This window comes from Streptomyces sp. NPDC057877 (assembly GCF_042796855.1).
Taxonomy (GTDB): domain Bacteria; phylum Actinomycetota; class Actinomycetes; order Streptomycetales; family Streptomycetaceae; genus Streptomyces.
On record NZ_JBHVMS010000002.1, the window covers coordinates 130,466 to 150,714 of the forward strand.

A 20,249-nucleotide genomic window follows, 5' to 3' on the forward strand; every position below is an offset into this window, starting at 1 on the left:
TCCCGGACGGCAAACCTTCGTTGTGGCGTGCGCCCCTCAAGGCAGCCGCCGTCAGCCCGCGTGCCGCCCCGCCGCCAGCCGGACCAGGTCCACGCGGGAGCGTATGCCCAGCTTGCGGTAGACCCGGGTGAGGGTGGCCTCGACCGTCTTGACGCTGATGAACAGCCGGGCGGCGATCTCCCGGTTGGTGGCGCCCTCCATCACCAGCGCGGCGACCTGCCGCTCCATCGCCGCCAGCACCTCGAGCACGGCGGGCGGCGCGGGCGCGGGCACGGCGACGGCCGGTTCCGGGGCACGGGCCGCGCTCGCCGCGTCCAGTTGCCGCAGCCACGGCAGCGCCCGGCACCGCCGGAACAGCCGGGCGGCCTCCTCGTACGAGGACGACCCCGGACCGGGGCGCGCGGCCCGCAGCCGCGCCAGTTCGAACGCGGCCCGCGCCTCCTCCAGGCCGTAGCCCAGCTTGGCGAGCCGGTCCTGAACGGACGTCAACTGCGCGAGCGCGGCGTCGACATCGCCGTGCGCGGCACGCACCAGCGCCTCGGCCCGGTCCAGGACGGCCAGCACGCTCGCCCGGTCCAGGCGCAGCGCCTGCTCGCGCGTGACGTCGATGACGTCCTGCGCCTCCCCGGTCTCACCGATCCGCACCAGCGCCTCCGCGAGGTCGCCGTGCCACCGCCCGCGCGCCGGGTCGGTCACCCCGAGCCCCTCTTCCAGGACCCGTACCCGGCGCAGCGACCGGGCCGCGCCCACCGCGTCCTGTGCGACCAGCTGGGCGTGCCCGAGCGCGGCCAGGGCCCTGGACAGATAGACCGTGTCGCCGTCCTCCTCGGCGTGCTCCACCGCCTCCTGAGCCAGCGTCAGCGCCCGCCCCGCCTCGCCGCCCGCCGCCTCCGCGAGGGAGGTCAGCATGGCGGAGGCGCCCTCGCCGATACCGCAGTCCCGGGCCAGCCGCAGCCCCTCACGGGCCAGGTCCAGCGCCCGGCCGCAGTGCCCGGAGCGCAGCTCGGTGTCGGCGAGGAAACGCAGGAAGTGCACCTCGCTCTCGACCATGCCGCGCCGCCGCACCTCCCGCAGCAGCGCGGTGACGGTGGTCCGCGCCTCGGTGAGCTGGTCACTCATCAGCAGCCAGCGGAACCGGGCCGCCCCGGCGCCGTTGTGATGGCACGCCACCTGCGCATCCTGCGGCTCGCGCAGCGCCCGCTTGATCGTCATGGGGGCGTCCGGGTGGCCCATCAGGGTCTCCGACTGCGCCTGGAACGCCAGCGCCAGCAGCTCGGTGCGCCGGTCACCGGCCCGCGCGGCCAGCTCGGCGGCGTGCGCGGCCTCGTGCCGGGCCTCGGCGAAGTCGCCCTCCACCATCAGCCCCCGCCAGGCCAGCTGGTAGTGGACCGGGGCGAGCAGCCGCGGGTCGTCGCCCGCGTCGGCGAGGGCCTGCGGGAAGACGGCGTCGACCTCGCCGAGCGCCTGCCCGGCCGCCTCGATCACCACCATCCAGGCGCCCACCCGGTCGGCGGAGGCGGTGGCGTGGGCGAGCACCTCGTGGGCGATGTCCCGCGCCAGGTCCACCTCACCGGCGAGCAGCGCGTCCTCGGCGGCCTGCAGCCTGCGCCCGTCGGGGCCCGGCACGCCGTCGGCCGGGGTGTGCCGGGCGGCCAGCAGCCCCAGCGACGCGGCGACCGACGGCGCCCCGCGGTCCCGGGCCAGCGCGGCGGCCTCGGCAAGGCGGGCGGCCACCTCCGGGTCGGCGCCGGTGGTCGCCAGCGCCAGGTGCCGGGCCCGTTCGATCGGGTCGGAGGCGGCGCTGGACAGCGCGGAGTGCGCGGCCCGCCGCTGCTGCGGGGTGGCCTCCGCGTACAGCGCGGCCGAGATCAGCGGATGCGCGAACCGTACGGCGGGACCCTCCGGCTCGGTCGCCAGCAGCCCCAGCTCCGCCGCGCGCGCGGTCTCCGCCTCGGCGTTCACCCGTCCGGCCGCGTGCAGCAGGGCCAGGGTGGGGCGGGCGCCCGCGCTGGCGACGAGGAGGGTGTGCCGGGCCTCCGGCGGCAGCATCTGGAGGCGGCTGAGGACGAGCGCCCGCAGCGAGGTGGGCACCGGCAGCGGCTCGCCGGGGCGGGGCGGGGTGGGGCTCTCGGCGAGGGCGCGGCCCAGTTCGAGGGCGAACAGCGGGTTGCCGCCGCTGGTGCGGTGGATGTCACGGACGGTGGAGCGCGACAGACCGGTGTAGCCGCGCCCGTCGAGCAGCCCGGACACCTGGGTGCGGGTCAGCGGGCCCAGCCGCAGCGCGAGGGTGTCGGGCGGGGAGGCGCGCAGCTGACGGTCGTACTCCTGGCCGTCGGTGCGGACCGCGCAGAGCATCTGCACGGGCGTGTCGCCGAGGCGGCGGGCGGCGAAGCCGAGGAGTTCGGCGCTGGCCGGGTCCAGCCACTGCAGGTCGTCGGCGACGAGCAGGACGGGGCCGCGCGCGGCGAGGGCGCGCAGCGCGGACAGCACGGCCAGGCGCAGGGCGAGGCCGTCGCGCTGGAGGGTGGACTCGCCGCGGCCGGTGAGCGCCGACTCCAGCGCGGTGCGCTGGGCGGCGGGCAGCTGCCCGGACACCTCGCCGAGGACCAGGCCGAGCAGATCGGCCAGCGCGAGGAACGGCAGATGGGATTCGGACTCGGTGGCCGAGCAGCGCAACACGGTCCGGCCGCCGCCGCCGTATTCCGCGGCCAATGCCCGCAGCACATGCGACTTTCCTATTCCGGCCGGGCCGTGCAGCAGCACACTGCCGCCGCGGCCGAGCTGCTCACGCGCGGCCGTGAACAGCTCCTCCTGGCCGATGACGCCGCTGACCAGGTCGGGGCGGCGTCGGCCAGACTCCTGGAAGTCCCGTCGCACGGTCACCGCTCCCTCCGTGTGTCGTGGTCGGCCAAATTCTAGGCAACGTGTCGTTGAAATTCGGAGGGCGGCGGTCGTGAGGCTAATAACAGGCCCGAGTACGGCGGCGGAGAGGGGCGAAATTCTTCGGCCACCGGCCGAATAACGGGATAAGTTACGGCAGCACCCCCGCCCGGCGCGCCGCGACGACCGCCTCACCCCGGGTGCGGGCGCCCAGCCTGCGCATCGCGGAGCGCAGATACCCCTTCACCGTCTCCGGCCGCAGCCCCAGCCGCCGCGCCGTCTCCGCGTTGGTCGCGCCCGCCGCCACCCACGCCAGCACGTCCACCTCGCGCGGCGTGAGCGACACCCCGGCCGGGGCGTCCGCGCCGGTCAGCAGCCCGCACACGGTCAGCAGCTCGGCCCGCAGCACCGGGTCCGCGATCCGCGGCGCCAGCGCGCGCAGCGCCGTGTGCGCCTCGCGCACGCGCTCCCGCTCCCGCGCGGCGCCCCCGCCCGCGCCGGCCGCGATCTCCGGCAGCAGATCGTGCACCTCCTCGCGCACGACCAGCGCCTGCTCCACCTCCCGCGCCGCCTCCACCGCCGCGTGCAGCACCCGGTCGCCCAGCGGCTGGGCGGTGCGCAGGGCGCCGTAGAGGACACCGCGCACCTGGCGCCGTACCACCACCGGCACCGCGAGGACCGAGCGCAGCCCCTCGGCGGCCACCGGGGCGTCGTACTCATGGCTGATCCGCCGGGAGGCGGGATAGTCGGACACCGCGCACGGCCGGACCCGCGCCACCACCCGGCCGCCCAGCCCGCTGCCCGAGCCCACCGCGAGGGCCTGGAGCGCCTGTGTGGAGGTGCCGCTCAGCTCGCTGATGCGCACCTGCGGCCGTCCGGGATCCACCAGGCCGCCGAAGGCGACCGGCAGCCCCGTGGCCCGGCGCAGCCGCAGCAGTCCGCCGCGGACCTCCGCCGTCCCGTCCACCGTCCCGACCGGCTCCGCCGCCACCCGCTCGCCCTTCCCGCGCCCGTCACGCCCACCCGCGCCGCCCGCCGTGCCGCGCTTCCCCCCGTTCGGGGGTAGTGGGACCCGCATCAGGGATTACACGATGTTCCGGAGCCGCCCGGCAATGGTCCGGTACCTAGGAGGACACGATGACGACACCCACGGAGGAGTTCCGCAGGGCACGGGACTTCCTGCTGGAGCACCGCGAGGACTACGCGGGCGCCTACGAAGGCTTCGCCTGGCCGCGCCCCGAGCACTTCAACTGGGCGCTCGACTGGTTCGACGTCATCGCCGACGGCAACGACCGCACCGCCCTGCACATCGTCGAGGAGGACCGCACCGAGGTCCTCCTCTCCTTCGCCGAACTCTCCGACCGCTCCGACCGGGTCGCGAACTGGCTGCGCGCACGCGGCGTCGCCGCCGGGGACCGGGTACTGGTGATGCTCGGCAACCAGGCCGAGCTGTGGGAGATCGCGCTCGCCGCGATGAAGCTGCGCGCGGTCGTCATCCCGGCCACCCCGCTGCTCGGCCCCGCCGACCTGCGCGACCGCGTCGACCGCGGCCGGGTCCGGCACGCCGTCGTGCGCGCCGAGGACACCGGCAAGTTCGCGGAGGTCCCCGGCGACTACACCCGCACCGCCGTCGGCGGCGCCGCCCTGGGCTGGGCGCCGTACGAGGAGGCGTACGCCGCCCCCGCCGGGTTCACCCCCGACGGCCCCACCCGCGCCACCGACCCGCTGATGCTCTACTTCACCTCCGGCACCACCGCCCGCCCCAAACTCGTCGAGCACACCCACACCTCGTACCCCGTCGGCCACCTGGCGACCATGTACTGGATCGGCCTGAAACCCGGCGACGTGCACCTCAACATCTCCTCGCCCGGCTGGGCCAAGCACGCCTGGTCCAACCTGTTCGCCCCCTGGAACGCGGAGGCGACCGTCTTCCTGCACAACTACACCCGCTTCGACGCGGCCCGCCTGATGGCGGAGATGGACCGCGCGGGCGTCACCACCTTCTGCGCCCCGCCGACCGTCTGGCGCATGCTCATCCAGGCCGACCTGACCCAGCTGCGCACCCCGCCGCGCGAGGCCGTCGCCGCCGGGGAGCCGCTGAACCCCGAGGTCATCGAGCAGGTCCGGCGCGCCTGGGACGTCACCATCCGGGACGGCTTCGGCCAGACCGAGACCGCCGTGCAGGTATCCAACAGCCCGGGCCAGCCCCTGAAGACGGGTTCCATGGGCCGCCCGAGCCCGGGTTACCGGGTGGAACTCCTGGACCCGGTCACCGGCACCCCCGGCGCCACCGAGGGTGAGATCGCCCTCGACCTCTCCGCCCGTCCCGTCGGCCTGATGACCGGCTACCACGGCGACCCCGCACGCACCGCTGAGGCGATGGCGGACGGCTACTACCGCACGGGCGACGTCGCCTCCCGGGACGACGACGGCTATCTGACGTACATCGGACGCGGCGACGACGTCTTCAAGGCCTCCGACTACAAGATCAGCCCCTTCGAGCTGGAGAGCGCCCTGCTGGAACACGAGGCGGTGGCCGAGGCCGCGGTCGTCCCGGCCCCGGACGAACTACGGCTCGCCGTCCCCAAGGCCTACGTCGTCCTGGCGGACGGCTGGGAGCCGGGTCCGGACACGGCCAAGGTGATCTTCGAGCACTCACGGGAGACGCTGGCCCCCTACAAGCGCATCCGCCGCCTGGAGTTCGCCCCGCTGCCCAAGACCGTCTCCGGCAAGATCCGCCGCATCGAGCTGCGCGAGGCGACGGCGGCGGGGTCGGACGCCGAGTACCGCGAGGAGGCCTTCAAGTGACCCCGATGGACTCCTACGTGCACGGCACCGGCACCACCCCCCTGCTCGGCGACACCATCGGCGCCAACCTCGACCGGGCCGTGGCCGCCTGGCCCGACCGTGAGGCGCTCGTCGACGTGCCCTCCAAACGGCGCTGGACCTACGCGCGGTTCGCGGCGGACGTCGACGAACTGGCCTACGCGCTGCTGGCCAGCGGGGTGGGCAAGGGCGACCGGGTGGGCATCTGGGCCGTCAACTGCCCCGAGTGGGTGCTCGTCCAGTACGCCACCGCCCGGATCGGCGCGATCATGGTGAACATCAACCCCGCCTACCGCACCCACGAGGTCGAGTACGTCCTCAACCAGGCCGGGATCTCCCTGCTGTTCGCCTCCCTCAGCCACAAGACGAGCGACTACCGGGCGATGGTCGAGCAAGTGCGCGGCCGGTGCCCGCGGTTGCGCGAGACGGTGTACATCGGCGACCCGAGCTGGGACACGCTGCTCGCCCGCGCGACACCCGCCCCGTTCCCGGAGCTGTCCTGCGACGACCCCATCAACATCCAGTACACGTCGGGCACGACGGGCTTCCCCAAGGGGGCCACCCTCTCCCACCACAACATCCTCAACAACGGCTACTTCGTGGGCGAGATGATCGCCTACACGGAGCAGGACCGCGTCTGCGTACCCGTCCCCTTCTACCACTGCTTCGGCATGGTGATGGGCAACCTGGCGGCCACGACCCACGCCGCCTGCATGGTGATCCCCGCCCCGTCCTTCGACCCGGCGGCGACCCTGCGCGCGGTCGAGCGGGAACACTGCACCTCCCTGTACGGCGTCCCGACCATGTTCATCGCGGAGCTGAACCACCCCGACTTCGCCTCGTACGACCTCTCCTCCCTGCGCACCGGCATCATGGCGGGCTCCCCCTGCCCGGTGGAGGTGATGAAGAGGGTGGTCTCGGAGATGCACATGGCCGAGGTCTCCATCTGCTACGGCATGACGGAGACCTCACCCGTCTCCACCCAGACCCGACGCGAGGACGACCTGGAACACCGCACCGGCACCGTCGGCCGCGTCCTGCCGCACCTCGAGGTGAAGGTCGTCGACCCGGTCACCGGGGTCACCCAACCGCGGGGCACGGCGGGCGAGTTGTGCACCCGCGGCTACAGCGTGATGCTCGGCTACTGGAACGAGCCCGAGAGGACCGCCGAAGCCGTCGACTCCGGCCGCTGGATGCACACCGGCGACCTCGCGGTGATGCGCGAGGACGGCTATCTGGAGATCGTCGGCCGCATCAAGGACATGATCATCCGGGGTGGCGAGAACATCTACCCCCGCGAGATCGAGGAGTTCCTCCACGCCCACCCGAAGATCGCGGACGTCCAGGTCGTCGGCATACCCCACGAGCGCTACGGCGAGGAGGTCCTCGCCTGCGTCATCCCACGCGACGCGACGGAACCGCCGACGCTGGAGGAGTTGCGCGCCTTCTGTGAGGGGAGGTTGGCGCACTACAAGATCCCGAGCGGGCTGCGTGTGCTGGAGGCCTTCCCGATGACGGTGTCGGGGAAGGTGCGGAAGGTGGAGTTGCGGGAGGCGTACGGGGCGGAGGGACAGAGCCGGGGAATTTAGTGTTGAGGGGCCGTGTGGACGGCGTCACGAGCGCACCACCGCGTGACACAGGTAACGGGAACTCCTCCGGTGCCGCGGAGAGAAGTGTGCGTGAGGGACTCAGACAACGACGTACGTCGCCGTGTGCGCGAGGGGGACCGAGAGGCGTTCGCCCTGCTGTACGAGCAGTTCGCCCGGGCCGTCTACAACCACGGCCTGCGACTGACGGGCGACTGGTCGACAGCCGAAGAGGTCATGTCCGAAACGTTCCTGTCCGCGTGGCGGACCCGTGAGCGGGTGCACGAGGACGGCGGCTCCCTGCTGCCCTGGCTCCTTGGCATCGCCACCCACAAGGCGGAGAACGCCCGCCGGGGGGTCGTCAGACGGCAGTTGTTCCTGGCGCGCCAGCCGCAGCCACGGGTGGAGGAGGACTTCGCGCCCCGGACCATCGGGCGCATCGACGACGCCCGGTACCTGCGTGCCGTGCAGACCGCGCTGGGACGGCTGCGGCGCGAGGAGCGGGAGGTACTGGCCCTGTGCGTGTGGTCCGGCCTTGACTACCAGCAGACGGCCGAGGCGCTGGGCATCGCCGTGGGAACCGTACGGTCCCGCCTGTCACGTGCGCGCAAGAAGCTCGCCCGCCTCGCGGAAGAGGACCGGGAACCACCCACCGCCCACGGAGAGGTGACCAGTGCGGCCGCGATCGCGGCCCTGCCCGTACGGGAGGGGCTCACATGAACGACCACCCGACCGGCGCTCCCCCGGAGCGGCACGGCGACCGCGAGGAGATCGCCCGTCTGCTCCCGGCCCCGGCCGACTGGGACCTCCCGCGCGAGCAGCACCTTCGTCACAAGGACCGTCTGATGCACCAGATCGACCACGACCGGACCGACCGGGACCAGGTCGCCCGCCCCGCTTCGACCCGCCCCCGTTCGATCCGTCCCCGCTCGCCCCGTACCCGTTCGGCCCGGCAGTTGCTGCGCCCCGCGATCCTGGCACCGGCGACCGCCCTGGCCCTGGCCTGCGCGGTGACGGCCGGGATCGCGCTGACCGGTGGTGACCCGGCGCCCGCCGGAACCGCGTCGCACGGTACGGCCACTGACATGCGGCCCGCCGCCGCGCTCCTGGACCGGATCTCCGACGCCACGGAGACGCGGGCCGACCTCACGGTGCGCGACGACCAGTTCGTCTACACCAGGGAGAAGACCCGCGGGGCCGACCTGACCAGCGGGAAGGCCGTCCTCGGCCCGCTGGTGGACCGCGAGGTGTGGGCCGCGCAGGACCCGGCGCCCCTGCGGAAGCTCGGCCTGATCCGGGAGGACGGCCAGACGTTCCCCATCAACGCCGAATTCGGTGACACCGAGGGCACCCCGGCCGGTATCAACCGGCCCACCTACCACTGGCTCAGCTCACTGCCCACCGACCCCGACAAGCTGCTGACCTACCTCTACGCCAAGACCCCGCAGGCCGACGGACGGGAACGCGACCAGGCCGTGTTCGAGCAGATCGGATCCCTGCTCGGCGAGGTGATGCCGCCCCGCACCGCCGCCGCCCTCTACCGCGCCGCGGCGAAGATCCCGGGCGTCACCCCGGCCCCCGAGGCCCGCGACGCGATCGGCCGCCGGGGCCTCGGCATCGCCCGCGACGACACGCGGTACGGCATCCGGACCGAGTGGGTCTTCGACAAGAACGCCTACACCTACCTGGGCTGCCGCAGCTACCTCGTCAAGGACACCCCCTACGGGAAGACCGGGACACTTCTGTCCAGCGCGGCAGAACTGGAGCACGCCGTCGTCGACGAGGCGGGCCGACGGCCCACCGAGGCGCAGGAGACGCGGGCCGAGCGCCAGGGCTGACCGCCGGAGGTGGTGCCGGGGCCCAGGCCGCGGCACCACCCCGAGGGCGAATCCGGCGTCCCCCGATCACGCGCCACCCCGGGCCCGTAAGATCGGGTGCCCTGGGGGTGGGGTGAATATGGTCAAGCGGCGCCCCGGCACCACGCCGACGCTGGAGGAAGTGGCCGCCCTTGCCGGGGTGGGGCGGGGAACCGTCTCCCGCGTCATCAACAACGCGACGGGTGTGAAGGAATCGACCCGGCGTGCCGTGCAGCGGGCCATCGCGGAGTTGGGGTACGTGCCCAATCTGGCAGCGCGTTCGCTGGCCGGGCGGCGGGCGGACGCGGTGGCGTTGGCGATCACCGAGAAGGACTGGCGCAAGTTCGGGGAGCCGTTCTTCTCGGAGGTGGTGCGCGCGGTCGGGGACGCGCTCGCCGACACCTCCGTGCAACTCCTGCTCACCCTGGTCCGTTCCGACGCCGAGCGCACCAGGTTCGTCGAGTACGCCCGCGGCGGCCGGGTCGACGGGGTGCTGCTGATGTCGGTGCACGCCGAGGACCCGCTGCCCGACATGCTCGCCGACGCCGGGCTGCCCACCGTGCTGCTGGGCCGCCGCTCCGGCGACGAGCAGGTCACCTACGTCGACGCGGACAACGCGGGCGGCGCCCGGGACGCCGTCGCCCATCTGCTGCGCGGCGGACGCCGGGCGATCGGCACCGTCACCGGGCCACTGGACATGTACGTCGCCCAGTCCCGGCTGCGTGGTTACCGGGAGGCGCTGACCCGGGCGGGCATCGAGCCACGGGCCAGTTGGGAGGTCGAGGGCGACTTCACCCCGGAGAGCGGGCGCCGGGCCACCGCCGAACTCCTCGCCCGCCATCCCGACCTGGACGCCGTCTTCGCCGCGTCGGACACCATGGCCGCCGGGGCGCTGGCCGCCCTGGGCGCGGTGGGGCGCCGGGTGCCGGAGGACGTGGCGGTGATCGGCTTCGACGACTTCCGGCTCGCCCAGGACACGGCACCGCGGCTGACGACGGTGCGGCAGCCGCTGGAGGAGATCGGCCGCACCATGGTGCGGCTGCTGCTCGAGGAGATGGAGCAGCCCGAGGTCGCCTGGCGGCATGTGATCCTGCGGACGCGGTTGGTCGTGCGGGACTCCGGCTGACGGGACTTCCGCCGACGAGGCTGACGGGCTCCGGTTGACCGCACTGCGACCGACCGGACTCCCGGCGACCGGACTCCGGCCCTGGGCCGCCCTCCCACCGCCACCCACCCCTTCGAATGTTTCGGGAGCGCTCCCAACCCGTTCGACTCGTTGTGGATCATCACCCCTGACCTGCGCCTTCGAAATCCCTTCGACAGTCTCCGTGCGCGACATCTTGTCAGGGACATGTGGCCCTCCTACAGTCACCGGCGTACCAAGTAATGGGAGCGCTCCCATCAGTGGGGAGTTGGGAGCGCTCCCGCCCCACATGTCCCCCGCACCCCCGGAGAGGCCCCCGCATGCGACCGTTACCACGCGGCACCCGCACCCCGCACGCTCTGCTCGGCACGCTGCTCACCGCTCTCGCCACCGTGGTGGCACTCCTCACCGCCGCACCGGCCGCCCAGGCCGACACCCTGATTTGCGAGCAGTACGGCTCCACCGTGATCCAGGGACGCTACGTCGTCCAGAACAACCGCTGGGGCACCAGCGCCACCCAGTGCGTCAACGCCACGGACACCGGCTTCACGGTCACCCAGGCCGACGGCTCGGTGCCCACGAACGGCGCCCCGAAGTCGTACCCGTCCGTCTTCAACGGCTGCCACTACACCAACTGCTCCCCGGGCACCAACCTCCCGGCGCAGATCAGCACCATCTCCAGCGCGCCCAGCAGCATCTCGTACGGCTATGTCGGCAACGCCGTCTACAACGCCTCGTACGACATCTGGCTGGACCCGACGCCCCGCACCGACGGGGTGAACCGGACCGAGATCATGATCTGGTTCAACCGGGTCGGCTCCATCCAGCCCATCGGCTCACCGGTCGGCAACGCGACCGTGGGCGGGCGCAGCTGGGAGATCTGGACCGGCAGCAACGGCTCCAACGACGTGATCTCCTTCGTCGCGCCGTCCGCGATCAGCAGCTGGAACTTCGACGTCATGGACTTCGTCCGGCAGGCCGTCTCCCGTGGCATGGCGCAGAACAACTGGTACCTGACGAGCATTCAGGCCGGGTTCGAGCCCTGGCAGAACGGCGCCGGGCTCGCGGTGAACTCGTTCTCGTCGAGCGTGAACACCGGCGGCGGTGACCCGGGCGGTCCCGGCGACCCGACGACGAGCTGCGACGTCAGCTACGCCACCAACGTCTGGCAGGGCGGCTTCACCGCCGACGTCACCGTGAAGAACACCGGCTCGGCGCCCGTCGAGGGCTGGCAGCTCGGCTTCACGCTGCCGTCCGGCCAGCGGATCGCCAACGCCTGGAACGCGACCGTCACCCCGTCGACCGGGGCCGTCACCGCGACACCGGTGGCGCACAACACGCGGATCGCCCCCGGAGCCAGCGTGACCTTCGGCTTCCAGGGCTCCCACACGGGCACGTTCGCCCAGCCGGACGTCTTCCGGCTGAACGGCACCGCCTGCTCCTGATCCCGCCACCCGAGCCGACAACCGAACCCGGGCCCGCTCCGTCCCCACGCCGATCGGGGCGGGCCCGAAGGGGCTCGGCCTCGCATGACCCGCCGCCGCTCGCCCTCCTCCGGCCCGTACCCGGAAAGGCCCCCCGCCCCATGCGTCTGAGCCCGAGCCCGAGTTCCTTACCGTCCCGCCGCCCCGCGCTGCTCGCCGCGCTGTGCGCCGCCGTCCTTGCCGTGACCGGGCTGACCGGCGCGGCCCCGACCCCCGAACCCGCCGCCGCCTCCGCCGCCGCGCTGCCCTACCAGGACCCGTCCCTGCCGGTGCCGCAGCGGGTCGCCGATCTGCTGGGCCGGATGACGCTGGACGACAAGCTCGGCCAGATGACGCAGGTCGAGAAGGAGGCGCTGGTCCCGCAGTCGGACCTGGCCACGCACCGGATCGGCTCGGTGCTCTCCGGCGGCGACTCCACCGTCAGCCCCAACAACGCCCAGACCTGGGCCGACACCTACGACTCCCTGCAGCGCACCGCCCTCACCACCCCGCTCGGCATCCCGATGATCTACGGCATCGACGCGGTGCACGGCCACAACGCGGTGCGCGGGGCCACGATCTTCCCGCACAACATCGGCCTGGGCGCCACCCGCGACCCCGACCTGGTGCGCCGTATCGGACGCGCGGTCGCCGAGGAGGTGGCGGGCACCGGCATCGACTGGTCGTTCGCGCCGTGCCTGTGCGTGGTGCGCAACGACCGGTGGGGGCGGACGTACGAGTCCTTCGGGGAGAAGCCCGAACTGCCCACCGCCATGACCTCGTTCATCACCGGCATGCAGGGCCAGACCCTGGGCGCCGACCCCGCCTCCGTGCTTGCCACCGCCAAGCACTACCTCGGCGACGGCGGCACCACCGGGGGAGTGGACCAGGGCAACACCGAGCTGTCCGAGGCCGAGTTGCGGGCGGTCCACCTGCCGCCGTTCCAGGAGGCGGTACGGCGGGGCGTCGGCTCGGTGATGCTGTCGTACAGCAGTTGGAACGGGGTGCGCTCGCACGGCCACAAGTACCTGGTCACCGATGTCCTCAAGGGCGAGCTGGGCTTCACCGGGTTCGTCGTCTCCGACTGGGCCGCCGTCGACCAGCTCGACGGACAGAGCGGCTTCACCGGCGCGGAGATCACCACCGCCGTCAACGCCGGTGTCGACATGGTGATGGTCCCGCATGACTACACGAGGTTCCTCAGCCTGCTGCGCGGTGAGGTCAACGCCGGGCGGATCACCATGGCCCGGATCGACGACGCCAACCGGCGCATCCTCACCAAGAAGTTCGAACTCGGCCTGTTCGAGCGGCCGTTGACCGACCGGTCGTACACCTCCACCGTCGGGTCCGCCGCGCACCGTGCCCTCGGCCGGGAAGCCGTGCGGGAATCCCAGGTGCTGCTGAAGAACGACGGTGACCTGCTGCCGCTGTCGAAGTCGGCGAAGGTGTTCGTCGCCGGGAAGTCCGCCGACGACATCGGCAACCAGAGCGGCGGCTGGACGCTGGGCTGGCAGGGCCGCAGCGGGGACGTCACCGAGGGCACCACCGTCCTCGAGGGCATCCGGGGCGCCGTCACCGACCCGTCCCGGGTCACCTACGACCGGTACGGCAACGGCATCGACGGGAGCTACACGGCCGCCGTCGCCGTGGTCGGGGAGACGCCGTACGCGGAGATGCGGGGTGACCGGCCCGGCGCCATGGGCCTGGACCAGGAGGACCTCCAGACCCTCGCCCGGCTGAAGGCCAGCGGCGTGCCCGTCGCCGTGGTGCTGGTCTCCGGGCGCCCGCTCGACATCGCCGCCCAACTGCCGGACTGGCGCGCGCTGCTGGCCGCCTGGCTGCCCGGCACCGAGGGCGGCGGCGTCGCCGACGTGCTGTTCGGGGACCACGCCCCGACCGGCAAGCTCCCGGTGAGCTGGATGCGCAGCGCCTCGCAGCAGCCGGTCAACGACGGCGACGGCAAGAGCCCGCTGTTCCCCTACGGACACGGGCTGACGTACGACGGCACCACCGACCCCGACCCCGACCCCGATCCTGACCCGGTGAGCGGCTGCACCGCCGACTTCCGGCTCGTCAACTCCTGGCCGGGCGGCCACCAGGCCGAGATCACCGTCAAGAACACCGGGACCGCCCCGACGTCCGGCTGGACCGTCGACTGGGACCTCGGCGGCGCGACCGTCACCAGCCTCTGGAACGGCACCCTGACCGTCGCGGGCGGCCGGGCCACCGTACGCAACACCTCCTCCAACGGCGCGCTGGCCCCGGGCGCGACCACCTCGTTCGGATACACCGCGAACGGCAGCGCGGGCAGTCCCGCCCCGCGCTGCACCACTGGCTGACCCACCCCACCCGCACGACCCGTACCCCAAGGAGGGCTACATGACAGACCGGAGCAGACGCACGGGCCACGGCCCCGGCCACGGCCCGCGTCGCCCGCGCCGGAGGCGGCCGGCCGCGCTGGCCGCCGTGCTCAGCACCCTGCTGCTGGCGGCGGCGGCCCAGTTGTCCGGGCCGTCGCAGGCGGCGGCGGCCGAGGCCCATGTCGACAACCCGTTCGCCGGAGCCACCTTCTACGTCAACCCCGACTACGCCGAGCACGTCGACAGCTCCATAGCCCGCACCAGCGACGCCACGCTCAAGGCGAAGATGGAGCAGGTCAAGAACCGGCCCACGGCCGTCTGGCTGGACCGGATCGCCGCGATCCACGGCGGTGACGCCAACGCGGGCCGCAAGAGCCTCGCCGACCACCTCGACCTCGCCCTCGCCCAGAAGAAGCCGGGTCAGCCGATCACCGCCACCTTCGTGGTGTACGACCTGCCGGGCCGTGACTGCGCCGCCCTCGCCTCCAACGGCGAACTGCCGCTCACGGCGGCCGGGCTGGCCCGCTACAAGAGCGAGTACATCGACGTCATCGCCAATGTCTTCAAGAACCCGAAGTACCAGGACATCCGGATCACCACCGTCATCGAGCCGGACGGACTGCCGAACCTGGTCACCAACACCTCCGACCCCGAGTGCGCCCAGGCCAAGAGCAGCGGCATCTACGCCGACGCCGTGCGCTACGCCCTGGACCAGCTGCACGCCATCCCGAACGTCTACACGTACCTCGACTTCGCCCACTCCGGCTGGCTCGGCTGGGACAACAACCTGAGCGGGACCGTGCAGCTCTACACCGAGGTCGCCCGGGGCACCCGGGCCGGGCTGAGCAGCGTCGACGGGCTCGTCACCAACGTCTCCAACTACACGCCGCTCGCCGAGCCGTTCCTGCCCGACCCGGAGAAGATGGTCGGCGGCAACCAGATCAGGTCGGGCAAGTACTACGAGTGGAACCGGAACTTCGACGAGACGGACTTCACCAAGAACCTGCACACCGCGCTCGTCGGTGCGGGCTGGCCCGCCTCCACCGGCATGATCGTGGACACCTCCCGCAACGGCTGGGGCGGCGCTGGCCGGCCCACCGCCGAGTCCACCAGCACCACCCTCGACACCTACGTCAGCGAGTCCAAGGTGGACCGCAGGGTGCACCGGGGCCTGTGGTGCAACGTCAGCGGTGCCGGACTCGGCCAGCCCCCGCAGGCCGCGCCCTCCGGGTTCCCCGACTCCCGGCTCGACGCGTTCCTGTGGGTGAAGCCGCCGGGTGAGTCGGACGGGTCGAGCACCGAGATCCCGAACGACGAGGGCAAGCACCTCGACCCCATGTGCGACCCGACCTTCACGCCGCCCAACGCGGGCGGCAGCAAGACCGGCGCCATGGAGGGTGCCCCGCTCGCCGGGCACTGGTTCCACGAGCAGTTCACGATGCTGGTGCGCAACGCCCTCCCGGCCGTCGGCGACGACGGCGGCAACGGCGATGACACCACCGCGCCGACCGCGCCGACCGGGCTGCGCGGCACGGCCAAGACCGCGTCCAGCGTCTCGCTGGCCTGGACGGCGTCGACCGACGACAGGGGCGTCACCGGCTACGACGTGTACCGCGACGGCACCCGGGTCACCTCGTCGCCGGTCACCACGACCGCGTTCACCGACACCGGTCTGACCGCGGCCACCGCCTACGCCTACACCGTCCGGGCCCGGGACGCGGCCGGGAACGTGTCCGCGCCGTCCACCGCGCTGTCCGTCACCACGGAGACGGGCGGCGGAGGCCCGGACCCGACGGGCGGCGTCAAGGTCACGTACAAGAACAACGACGCGGCGGTGGCGGACAACTCGATCCGTCCCAGCCTGCGGATCCACAACACCGGCACCGGCTCGCTGGACCTGAGCGGGGTGACGGCCCGCTACTACTTCACCCGGGACGGCGGCTCGGCCACCGTCAGCGCCTGGTGCGACTACGCCTCCGTCGGCTGCTCCAAGGTGCGGCTGCGGGTGGTGCCGCTGACCACGCCCGTGCCCGGCGCGGACGCCTACCTGGAGGTCTCCTTCACCGACGGGACGCTGGCCGCCGGACGGGACACCGGTGACGTCCAGCTGCGGATGAGCAAGGCCGACTGGTCCGCCTTCGACGAGTCCGACGACCACAGCCGCGCCACCGCCACCTCCTACACGGACGCCCCGAAGATCCCCGCCTACCTCGGCACCTCTCTCGCCTGGGGCACCCCGCCGAGCTGACCCCGACCACCCACTCCCCGACTCCCCCGCCCGTCCGGCGCGACCACTCCCCGGACGGGCGGGGGCTCCAACGCCCGGTGAGGGCGCCCGGCACGACCCCGCACACATCCCCACACATGCACAGGAGGCACCATGGCAAGCCCCAAACGCATCGTCTCCTTGATGGCGGTGCTCGCGACCCTGCTCAGCGGAATCGGCCTGGCCCTGCTCGCGCAGGGCAGCGCCAAGGCGCACGGCGTGGCGATGATGCCCGGATCGCGGACCTACCTCTGCTACCTCGACGGCAAGAGCAGCACCGGCGCCCTGAACCCGACCAACCCCGCCTGCAAGGCCGCGCTCGCCGAGAGCGGCGCCACGGCGCTGTACAACTGGTTCGCGGTGCTCGACTCCAACGCGGCGGGCCGGGGCGCCGGTTACGTACCCGACGGCAAGCTGTGCAGCGCCGGGGACCGGTCCCCGTACAACTTCACCGGCTACAACGCCGCCCGCTCCGACTGGCCCCGGACGCACCTCACCTCGGGGGCGACGATGCGGGTCAAGTACAGCAACTGGGCGGCGCACCCCGGTTCCTTCCGGGTCTACCTCTCCAAGCCGGGCTACTCGCCGACCTCCCCGCTGGGCTGGAACGACCTGGAGCTGATCCAGACGGTCACCAACCCGCCGCAGTCCGGTTCGGTGGGCAGTGAGTCCGGTCACTACTTCTGGGACCTGAACCTGCCCTCCGGCCGTTCCGGCAACGCGGTGATGTTCATCCAGTGGGTGCGCTCGGACAGCAACGAGAACTTCTTCTCCTGCTCCGACGTCGTCTTCGACGGCGGCAACGGCGAGGTGACCGGCATCGGGGGCGGCGGCACGCCGACCCCGGACCCGACGCCGACGCCGGACCCGACGCCGACCCCCACCCCGACCGACCCGCACACCGGCTGCATGGCCGTCTACGAGGTGACGAGCAGTTGGGGCGGCGGCTTCCAGGGTTCCGTCAAGGTGATGAACCACGGCACCACGGCGCAGAACGGCTGGGCCGTGCAGTGGAAGCCGGGTGACGGCACCCGGATCAGCAGTGTCTGGAACGGTGTGCTGAGTACCGGCAGCGACGGCACGGTGAAGGTCAGCAACGCCGACTACAACCGGACCATCGCGGCCGACGGCAGTGTCACGTTCGGCTTCACCGCCAACTCGACCGGCAACGACTTCCCGGTCGGCTCGATCGGCTGCGTCAACCCGTAGCCCGGTCCGCACCACCGGCGCCGGTTCCCTCCGTGGGGACCGGCGCCGTCATGTGCCCGGGGTGCCGAAGGCGTCGGCGGCGGGGTTGACCGGGCGTACGCCCCCCGCCGGGTCGAGCACGAACAGCGGGACGCCGAGCCGGTCCGCGCGGACGCGGGCGTCGGCGGCGTACCCGCCGCGGGCGAAGTGGACGCACCCCAGGGACCGGGTCATCGCCGTCAGCCACAGGCACTCCACGTCCCGCAGCGAGGCGGTACGCCCCGACGGGTCGACGTGGGCCAGCAGTCCGGGGGCGGTCAGCGCGACGCCGGAGGTCGGCCGGTGCTCGGCGCGGTGCAGGTCACGGTGGCCGAGGCGGTGCAGATGGCGGGCGGCGGCCAGGACGGCGTCGCGGGCGTCCCGCTCCCGGACCGGGCGGCCGGATCCGCCGCGCCCGGCGACGGGGATGCGCAGGGTCGTCCCGCAGGGGCAGCCCAGCTCCGGCCGCGGCCACTGCCCGGTACGGCCACAGACCGCGCAGCGCACGGCCAGCCACTCCTCGTCCCAGGAGCGGTGGGTGACGGGCGCGGGGGTGCCCCGCCGGTCGAGCGGGGCCGTGACGGGGGCGCCGCACGCGCAGGGATAGGACGGCGCGGAGTAGGTGTGCGCACGCCGACAGGCCGGACAGCGCACCGACACGCTCTCGGACATGGACCCATGGTGCGCCAACGGTGTGCCGCTTGTCCGTCTCTTGACGGTGTCCGTGCACGCGGCTACTTTACTTCCAGATAGTAGAAGTGTTATTCCGCTATACGGAAGTGCTCACCGCGGGGCGCGACGGGAGTGCGAACCGACAGCCGAAGCAGGAGTACTCAATGGCTCGTATGACCGCTGCCCGCGCGGCAGTAGAGATCCTCAAGCGCGAGGGCGTCAGCGACGCGTTCGGGGTGCCGGGTGCGGCGATCAACCCGTTCTACGCGGCCCTGAAGGCCTCCGGCGGGATCCACCACACCCTCGCCCGCCATGTCGAGGGCGCCTCCCACATGGCCGAGGGCTACACCCGCACCCACCCCGGCAACATCGGCGTGTGCGTCGGCACCTCCGGCCCCGCGGGCACCGACATGATCACCGGTCTGTACTCGGCCATCGGGGACTCCGTCCCGATCCTGTGCGTCACGGGTCAGGCCCCGACCGCGGTGATCCACAAGGAGGACTTCCAGGCCGTCGACATCGCCTCCATCGCGGCTCCCGTGACCAAGATGGCCGTCACCGTCCTGGAGGCCGCCCAGGTGCCCGGCGTCTTCCAGCAGGCGTTCCACCTGATGCGCTCCGGGCGTCCAGGGCCGGTCCTGATCGACCTGCCGATAGACGTCCAGCTCACCGAGATCGAGTTCGACCCGGAGACGTACGAACCGCTGCCGGTCTACAAGCCCGCCGCGACCCGCGCCCAGATCGACAAGGCGCTCGGGATGCTGAACGCCGCCGAACGCCCCCTGATCGTCGCGGGCGGCGGCATCATCAACGCCGACGCCGCCGCACTCCTCGTCGAGTTCGCCGAACTGACCGGCACCCCGGTCGTGCCGACCCTGATGGGCTGGGGCGTCCTCCCCGACGACCACGAACTGAACGCGGGCATGGTCGGCCTCCAGACCTCCCACCGCTACGGCAACGCCACCTTCCTGGAGTCCGACTTCGTCCTCGGCATCGGCAACCGCTGGGCCAACCGCCACACCGGCAAGCTCGACGTCTACACCGCCGGGCGGAAGTTCGTCCACGTCGACATCGAGCCCACCCAGATCGGCAGGATCTTCGCCCCCGACTACGGCATCGCCTCCGACGCCAAGGCCGCCCTGCGCCTCCTCGTCGAGGCCGCGCGGGAACTGAAGGCGTCCGGCGCGCTGCCCGACCGCTCCGCCTGGGCCGCCGCGGCGCAGGAGAAGCGGGCCCGGCTCCAGCGCCGTACCCACTTCGACGACGTCCCGATCAAACCGCAGCGCGTCTACGAGGAGATGAACAAGGCCTTCGGCCCGGCCACCCGGTACGTCTCCACGATCGGCCTCTCGCAGATCGCGGGCGCCCAGATGCTGCACGTCTTCAAGCCGCGGCACTGGATCAACTGCGGCCAGGCGGGCCCCCTCGGCTGGACCATCCCGGCCGCCCTCGGCGTGGCCAAGGCCGACCCGGACTCCCTGGTCGTCGCCCTCTCCGGGGACTACGACTTCCAGTTCCTGATCGAGGAACTCGCCGTCGGCGCCCAGCACCGCATCCCCTACGTCCACGTCCTGGTGAACAACTCCTACCTGGGCCTGATCCGTCAGGCACAGCGGGCGTTCGACATCGACTTCCAGGTCAACCTGGAGTTCGAGAACATCAACTCGCCCGAGCTGGGCGTCTACGGCGTCGACCACGTCAAGGTCGCCGAAGGCCTGGGCTGCAAGGCGATCCGGGTCACCGACCCCGGCGAACTGGGCGCGGCCTTCGAGCAGGCGAAGAAGCTCGCCGCGGAGTACCAGGTGCCGGTGGTCGTGGAGGCGATCCTGGAGCGCGTCACCAACATCTCCATGTCGGTCACCAACGACATCGGCGACGTCGTGGAGTTCGAGGAGGTGGCGACGGAGCCCGGGCACGCGCCGACGTCCGTCCGGACGCTGAAGGCCTGACGTACGAGGCCCATGGGGCG

The 20,249-nt window shown here is 72.5% G+C and carries 13 protein-coding genes; 10 read left to right on the forward strand and 3 right to left on the reverse strand.

What is annotated here, in order from left to right; all coding sequences use genetic code 11:
* Positions 1-51 precede the first annotated feature (51 nt).
* Positions 52-2,883 (reverse strand): ATP-binding protein, encoded by a 2,832-nt coding sequence (locus ACFVQG_RS04505; RefSeq protein ID WP_383376753.1) that lies wholly within the window; start codon positions 2,881-2,883, stop codon positions 52-54.
* Positions 2,884-3,031: 148 nt separating this feature from the next.
* The gene (locus ACFVQG_RS04510) at positions 3,032-3,871 is read right to left on the reverse strand and encodes a response regulator transcription factor (protein ID WP_383376755.1); all 840 of its coding nucleotides are present in this window, start codon (positions 3,869-3,871) and stop codon (positions 3,032-3,034) included.
* 146 nt (positions 3,872-4,017) lie between these two features.
* Between ACFVQG_RS04510 and ACFVQG_RS04515 the strand changes: the two genes are divergently transcribed.
* From ACFVQG_RS04515 to ACFVQG_RS04555, 9 genes are all read left to right on the forward strand, one after another.
* A complete protein-coding gene (locus ACFVQG_RS04515; protein ID WP_383376757.1) occupies positions 4,018-5,688 on the forward strand; it encodes an AMP-binding protein in 1,671 nt (556 codons plus the stop codon).
* Between the two features lie 5 nt (positions 5,689-5,693).
* Positions 5,694-7,295, forward strand: coding sequence for an AMP-binding protein (locus ACFVQG_RS04520; RefSeq protein ID WP_383377922.1), 1,602 nt, complete (start codon positions 5,694-5,696; stop codon positions 7,293-7,295).
* A 90-nt stretch (positions 7,296-7,385) separates the two neighbouring features.
* Positions 7,386-8,012, forward strand: coding sequence for an RNA polymerase sigma factor (locus ACFVQG_RS04525; protein WP_383376759.1), 627 nt, complete (start codon positions 7,386-7,388; stop codon positions 8,010-8,012).
* On the forward strand, positions 8,009-9,130 hold the full coding sequence (locus tag ACFVQG_RS04530; RefSeq protein WP_383376761.1) for a CU044_5270 family protein: 1,122 nt from the start codon (positions 8,009-8,011) through the stop codon (positions 9,128-9,130). The genes ACFVQG_RS04525 and ACFVQG_RS04530 overlap by 4 nt, the downstream gene beginning before the upstream one ends.
* Positions 9,131-9,248: 118 nt before the next feature.
* Positions 9,249-10,274, forward strand: coding sequence for a LacI family DNA-binding transcriptional regulator (locus ACFVQG_RS04535; RefSeq protein ID WP_383376763.1), 1,026 nt, complete (start codon positions 9,249-9,251; stop codon positions 10,272-10,274).
* Positions 10,275-10,612: 338 nt separating this feature from the next.
* Positions 10,613-11,737, forward strand: coding sequence for a cellulose binding domain-containing protein (locus ACFVQG_RS04540; protein ID WP_383376765.1), 1,125 nt, complete (start codon positions 10,613-10,615; stop codon positions 11,735-11,737).
* Between the two features lie 140 nt (positions 11,738-11,877).
* Positions 11,878-14,094: a glycoside hydrolase family 3 N-terminal domain-containing protein gene (locus ACFVQG_RS04545; protein WP_383376767.1), complete on the forward strand. Its 2,217-nt coding sequence runs from the start codon at positions 11,878-11,880 to the stop codon at positions 14,092-14,094.
* Positions 14,095-14,134: 40 nt separating this feature from the next.
* Entirely contained in the window at positions 14,135-16,363 is a 2,229-nt protein-coding gene (locus ACFVQG_RS04550) for a glycoside hydrolase family 6 protein (protein WP_383376769.1), read from the forward strand.
* Positions 16,364-16,495: 132 nt separating this feature from the next.
* A complete protein-coding gene (locus ACFVQG_RS04555; protein WP_383376771.1) occupies positions 16,496-17,590 on the forward strand; it encodes a lytic polysaccharide monooxygenase in 1,095 nt (364 codons plus the stop codon).
* 48 nt (positions 17,591-17,638) lie between these two features.
* On the opposite strand, the gene ACFVQG_RS04560 is transcribed toward ACFVQG_RS04555, so the two are convergent.
* Positions 17,639-18,280 carry a hypothetical protein gene (locus ACFVQG_RS04560; protein WP_383376772.1) on the reverse strand — a complete coding sequence of 214 codons (642 nt, stop codon included), beginning with the start codon at positions 18,278-18,280 and terminating at the stop codon, positions 17,639-17,641.
* 164 nt (positions 18,281-18,444) lie between these two features.
* Here ACFVQG_RS04560 and gcl point away from each other — a divergent pair, with 164 nt between their 5' ends.
* A complete protein-coding gene (gcl, locus tag ACFVQG_RS04565) occupies positions 18,445-20,229 on the forward strand; it encodes a glyoxylate carboligase (protein ID WP_383376774.1) in 1,785 nt (594 codons plus the stop codon).
* The last annotated feature ends 20 nt before the right edge of the window (positions 20,230-20,249 follow it).

Bases quoted from the DNA above. Each gene is read 5' to 3' on its own strand.
- ACFVQG_RS04515 (WP_383376757.1), top strand. From the start codon at position 4,018: ATGACGACACCCACGGAGGAGTTCCGCAGGGCACGGGACTTCCTGCTG.
- ACFVQG_RS04520 (WP_383377922.1), top strand. From the start codon at position 5,694: ATGGACTCCTACGTGCACGGCACCGGCACCACCCCCCTGCTCGGCGAC.
- ACFVQG_RS04530 (WP_383376761.1), top strand. From the start codon at position 8,009: ATGAACGACCACCCGACCGGCGCTCCCCCGGAGCGGCACGGCGACCGC.
- ACFVQG_RS04535 (WP_383376763.1), top strand. From the start codon at position 9,249: ATGGTCAAGCGGCGCCCCGGCACCACGCCGACGCTGGAGGAAGTGGCC.
- ACFVQG_RS04540 (WP_383376765.1), top strand. From the start codon at position 10,613: ATGCGACCGTTACCACGCGGCACCCGCACCCCGCACGCTCTGCTCGGC.
- ACFVQG_RS04545 (WP_383376767.1), top strand. From the start codon at position 11,878: ATGCGTCTGAGCCCGAGCCCGAGTTCCTTACCGTCCCGCCGCCCCGCG.
- ACFVQG_RS04550 (WP_383376769.1), top strand. From the start codon at position 14,135: ATGACAGACCGGAGCAGACGCACGGGCCACGGCCCCGGCCACGGCCCG.
- ACFVQG_RS04555 (WP_383376771.1), top strand. From the start codon at position 16,496: ATGGCAAGCCCCAAACGCATCGTCTCCTTGATGGCGGTGCTCGCGACC.
- ACFVQG_RS04560 (WP_383376772.1), bottom strand. From the start codon at position 18,280: ATGTCCGAGAGCGTGTCGGTGCGCTGTCCGGCCTGTCGGCGTGCGCAC.
- gcl (WP_383376774.1), top strand. From the start codon at position 18,445: ATGGCTCGTATGACCGCTGCCCGCGCGGCAGTAGAGATCCTCAAGCGC.